This is a genomic window from Sphingomonas sp. ERG5 (assembly GCF_000803065.1).
GTDB lineage: Bacteria > Pseudomonadota > Alphaproteobacteria > Sphingomonadales > Sphingomonadaceae > Sphingomonas.
Map to the genome: position 1 here is coordinate 1 of NZ_JSXI01000049.1, position 5,001 is coordinate 5,001.

The 5,001-nt window shown below is 61.7% G+C and carries 6 protein-coding genes; 5 read left to right on the forward strand and 1 reads right to left on the reverse strand.

Going from position 1 to position 5,001, the window contains the following annotated elements:
- A partial coding sequence (locus tag OO12_RS28125; protein ID WP_152616489.1) for a hypothetical protein occupies nt 1–200 on the reverse strand: 200 nt, incomplete at its 3' end.
- Between the two features lie 129 nt (nt 201–329).
- Between OO12_RS28125 and OO12_RS16785 the strand changes: the two genes are divergently transcribed.
- The 5 genes from OO12_RS16785 to OO12_RS16805 form a co-directional block, all read left to right on the forward strand.
- Nucleotides 330–992: a glutathione S-transferase family protein gene (locus OO12_RS16785; RefSeq protein ID WP_034159885.1), complete on the forward strand. Its 663-nt coding sequence runs from the start codon at nt 330–332 to the stop codon at nt 990–992.
- A 53-nt stretch (nt 993–1,045) separates the two neighbouring features.
- The gene (gene dapF, locus OO12_RS16790) at nt 1,046–1,987 is read left to right on the forward strand and encodes a diaminopimelate epimerase (RefSeq protein ID WP_034159886.1); all 942 of its coding nucleotides are present in this window, start codon (nt 1,046–1,048) and stop codon (nt 1,985–1,987) included.
- Between the two features lie 126 nt (nt 1,988–2,113).
- Nucleotides 2,114–2,695: a glycine zipper 2TM domain-containing protein gene (locus OO12_RS16795; RefSeq protein WP_034159887.1), complete on the forward strand. Its 582-nt coding sequence runs from the start codon at nt 2,114–2,116 to the stop codon at nt 2,693–2,695.
- A gap of 164 nt (nt 2,696–2,859) precedes the next feature.
- Nucleotides 2,860–3,525, forward strand: a complete 666-nt coding sequence (locus OO12_RS16800; protein WP_034159888.1) for a hypothetical protein — start codon at nt 2,860–2,862, stop codon at nt 3,523–3,525.
- A 773-nt stretch (nt 3,526–4,298) separates the two neighbouring features.
- The coding region (locus OO12_RS16805; RefSeq protein WP_235364837.1) for an outer membrane protein at nt 4,299–5,001 on the forward strand (703 nt) is incomplete at its 3' end.

A 5,001-nucleotide genomic window follows, 5' to 3' on the forward strand; every position in this document is an offset into this window, starting at 1 on the left:
GGGCGGGCCTGGGCACGAGCCACCCGATCCGGCGCGTGTTGGGCTTGCGGTTCCGCCGATGGTGCAGCGAGATCCGCGTCGAGCTTGATCAGGCGATCCTGCAGTGCCCTGGCCCAGCGCTCGAGCCGGGCGACCCGATCGAAGAGCAAGGCGATGCCGATGCCTGCAGCGACGAGCGCGATAAACAACAATGCGGTCACGCGATGCCCTCGAACGTCATGTCGCACAGCCTTGCATAAAGGTCTCGATCTGTCTCGCAGCGATTCATGTCGTTGCGATCGGCACCGCAACGGCTAGGATGACGCCCCTGAAGCAAAGCGAGATTTGTCATGATCGTCTATGGTTCGACCATCTCCCCCTTTGTCCGCAAGCTGATGGCCTTCGCCGCCGAAAAGGGGCTGGTACTGGAGCTGAAGAATGCCGGCCTGGGCCGTGGCGGACCCGAATTCGAGGAAGCGAGTCCGTTCGGCAAGATGCCGGGTTTTCGCGATCCCGGCGCCGATCAGGGCCGTGATTTCTGCATTTCGGATTCGACCGCGATCATCACCTATCTCGACGCCAAATATCCCGACCCGAACCTGATCCCGATCGATCCAATCGCGCGAGCGCGGACGATCTGGTATGAGGAATTCGCCGATACGATGGTCTGCGCGATGGGCGGCAAGCTGTTCTTCAATCGCTTTGTCGCTCCCAAAGTGCTGAAGATCGCCGGCGACGAAACCGTCGCGGTGGCCGCCGAAACGACCGAATTGCCGCCGCTGCTCGACTATCTCGAACGCGTCGTGCCGGTGTCGGGTTTTCTGGTCGAGGACCGGATCACGCTGGCCGACATCGCAGTGTGTTCGCCGTTCGTGAATCTGGATCATATCAGCGTCGCCATCGATCCGGCACGCTGGCCGCGAACCACCGCCTATGTTGCCGCGATCCTGGCGCGGCCGAGCTTTGCGCCGATCATCGCCCGGGAAAAGGTGATGGTCGCGGCGTTGGCGTGATCACGCTACCGGGCTTGGTGGTATGATCCTCGCGTCTTCGCTATAGGTCAGCCATGCGGTTCGATTTCGTCAAATGCCATGGGTCGGGAAATGATTTCCCGCTGATTGACGCGCGCGCGCTGGATCTCGACGATTCGGTCTGGGCCGGCGTGGCGCGGGCGCTCGCCGACCGGCGCGGGCCGGTGGGTGGCGATGGGCTGTTGTTGCTGACCGATGGCGACAAGCTGCATGATTTCGGCATGCGCATGTTCAATTCCGACGGCAGCGAGGCGGAGACCTGCCTTAACGGACTGCGCTGCGTGGCGCGGGCCGGCTTCGAAGCGCTGGCGGTCGATCGCGCCGAAGTACGATTGAAGACATCCAGCGCGCATGCCGAACGGGATGCGGACCTTGCGACAGGCGTGGTGACGATCCGGGAAACGGCGGGACCGGCCGAGCTGGACGTGACGCATTGGCCTTTGCGGGGCGCAGGGCATCAGATCGTGCAGCAATCGATCGGGAACCTGCCCTCGGCGCGATTATTCACTGCGGTCGCGATGCCCAATCCGCATCTGGTGAGTTTCGTCGACGCGATCGACGAAGCGGAGCTCGTCGCGGTCGGTACGGTGTGCGAGGCGGCGCCGGACTGGCTGCCCAACCGCGCCAATGTTTCCTTCGTCGAATTGCGCGGCATGGACCTTTTCGTGCGGACGTTCGAACGAGGTGTCGGGCTGACCGACAGTTGCGGCAGCGCAATGGCGGCATCGGTGTTTGCTGCGTGCCTGACCGGGCGCGTTGAATTCGGCGTGGAGTTGAGCGTGTTCAACCGGGGCGGTCTGGTGCGCGCGCAGGCGGAGAGCGACGGGATGGTAAGGCTGTCCGGCAACGCGACCTATGACTGGTCGGGGTCGGCTGACGTCGATGTCGACCGAGGAATTGCTGGTGACGTAACTGTCGATCGGCATTTCAACAACGAAATCGCGGCCTGGGCGGCGGTGGTCGATGGGATTGCCTGAGGCACCGGACTGAAATCGTGGACGTTTCGGCGCGATCTTACGACATCGGATGCGTAACGATTTGACAGAGACGCAACAAAGGGCGTCCATGGCAGTTGGGGTCAACGAACCACGTCGGAGAACATTATGTCGCGTTTCACGATCGTCGCCGCGCTCTGCGCCACCAGCCTGATGGCGTTTACCGTGCCTGTCAGTGCGCAAACGCGGCAGGAAGAACAACGTTTCCAGCAAGCGCAGCAGCGATTGCAGGATGAGCTTCGCGCATTCCAGCAGGAATATGACCGCTACCAGCAGGCGCGCAACCGCGGCGGCGGGCGTCCCGGCCCTTACAATGGTGGTCCCGGCTATGGTGGTCCTGGTTATGGCGGCCCCGGAGGCTACAACAACGCGCCGGGCGGCCCAGGCTATTACAATGATGACCGGGTCGAAAGCGGATATGAGCCATCGCGTTATTACCGGGAAGGCAATTACCAGGAACGCGTACTGAGCTCGGACGATCGAGTTTATCGCGGCCAGGACGGCCGTTATTATTGCAAGCGCAATGACGGCACGACCGGCCTCATCGTCGGGGCGATCGGCGGCGGTGTGCTTGGCAACGTGATCGATGGCGGGCATTCGCGCGGAGTCGGCACGATCCTCGGCGCGATCGTCGGCGGTGTGGCCGGCAAATCGATCGACCAGAGCGGTCAGCAGGTCAAGTGCCGCTGAGTGAATATGGGCGCCGTGCCATCGGTGCGGCGCCCGCTCTCACGCAGCATCACATGATAACCAAATAGGCGAAAATGATCGAGAAAATACACCATTCAGGTGGTGACGCCTGAGCCCGGCGAGGCTTATGGTGCGAATGGTCGGTTGCCGCTAGAAGCCGCATCATGGTTCCACGCGAATTGATCGATAGCGCCGATGTTCCGGACGGCGGAATGCTCAAGCTGTTCCGGCGCGGCGGCGACTGGTCGATCATGCTTGGCGGGAATGAGCTGATGAGCAGCCGGGTGCGCGGCTCGGAAGAGGCGCTCGCCACGCTGGCGCTTGCACGGGTAGGGCGTGCCGATGCCGGGGTGCTGATCGGTGGCCTGGGAATGGGGTTCACTTTGCGCGCCGCATTGGCGGTGCTTGGCGCAGCCGCGGAAGTGACAGTCGTCGAGCTGGTGCCGGCGGTAATCGACTGGGCGCGGGGGCCAATGGCGGCCTTGCATGGCGGGACTCTGGACGATCCACGGGTTGTCGTGATCGAGGGGGATGTCGGATCGCAGATCCGGGCGCGGGACGGAGCCTATGACGCGATCCTGCTCGATGTCGATAACGGGCCGGACGGACTGACCCGCAGCGGCAATAACGGTCTTTATTCGGCGCGCGGACTTGCCGCGGCACGGACGGCGTTGCGGCCGGGGGGCGTGCTGGCGATATGGTCGGCAGGGACCGATGCATCCTTTGCGCGGCGCTTGCGTGACAGCTTCACCGTGGAGGAAGTGGTGGTGCGGTCGGGCACGGGGGGGAAGGGTGCACGGCATATCATCTGGCTGGCGGTGCGGAACTAGCGCGCACCGCCGATCATGGCCGGGGCGATTTGGCGCATCGGCCATTATGATGTTGCAATGCGGCATGTTTCAGGAGTGTCGAGATGTCGATCATCCTCATTCGGGCACCTGTTGCCCGATCGCGACATGTCATTTTTGACAAGAAGCAACTACCGGCGGGCAAGCGAACATGTCCGTCAAATGCGAATCAGCGTTCACAGCCGTAACAGTCCGTCGTTGGCAGCAGCAGCAGGCGACTACCAACCATGCTCGGCAGAATATTTGTCACCGGCGAAGCCCTGGTGCCTGATCTTCGTCCGGGGCGATGAGTCGCACCCTTCTTTCGGGCGAACCGCCGGTCGTAGAGCTTGAGCAGAGGCGCACTTCCAGCAGGCTTCTCCAGATTATGACAGCTCCGAAATCAGACGTCGGTCGGCCTGTCGGTGACATAGAGGTGGCGGCGAGATGGCGGCCGAAAATGGCGAATTTGCGCCGTTTCGAGGAACGAAACAGCGTGCTCCGCCATATGCCGTCAACGCTGGGAAAAGGGCGGTAACCCTGCCGAATGCTTGTGCCGTGAGATCGGCTCCGGCCTCGTTCGTCCAGATTCGACGCCAATGCCGACCACAATCGGAGCTGCATCGATGTCCCATGATCTTAATAGAAATGCAGGAAATCACCTGCTTTATGTTGCGTTAGGGCAACAGCGTGCAAAATTTGTGCGCTTGCGTGGAAACCAACCTTTGGGTAGGGAGTTTGCGCTGTCCGAGTGACAACGACGAAAGGGGATTTTTATGCGGAAGCTTGCCATCGCTATGGCGCTTGCCTCCACTGCTCTCGCCACACCAGCCCTCGCACGCGATAACTCGTGGTACGTAGGCGTCGAAGGTGGCGCGATGATCGTGGAAGACATCAACTACGATATCGGCGCCAAGGCGGACGCATCGACGGTTGATTCGAAATACGGCTATGACGTCGATGGCGTCATTGGCTATGACTTCGGCGCCTTCCGCGTTGAAGCTGAAGTCGGCTACAAGAGTGCGAACGTTGACTCCTATCGTTCGTCAGTGACCACGCCGGCGTTCCTGCCGAATGGTTCGATCTCGAACGTCGCTGCGGGCACGTTCGATTACGCTGGCGGCAAGACTTCGGCGCTCAGCTTCATGGTCAACGGTTTGCTCGACTTCGGTGACGATGACGGCATTCAGGGCTTTGTCGGCGGTGGTGTCGGCGTCGCTCGCGTCAAGGCCAGCTATGCGCTGAACACGCGTGGCGCCTTCTTGGATGATTCCGACACGGTCTTCGCGTGGCAGGGCCTTGCTGGTATCCGCGCTCCGATCACCAGCCATATCGATGCGACGCTGAAGTATCGCTTCTTCAACGCGCGGAATGTCGGTCTGGTCGATATCACTGGCCGTGCCTTTGAAGGTACGTTCCGGACGCACAGCATCCTGGGTGGTCTGACCTACAACTTTGGCGAACCGCCGGCGCCTCCGC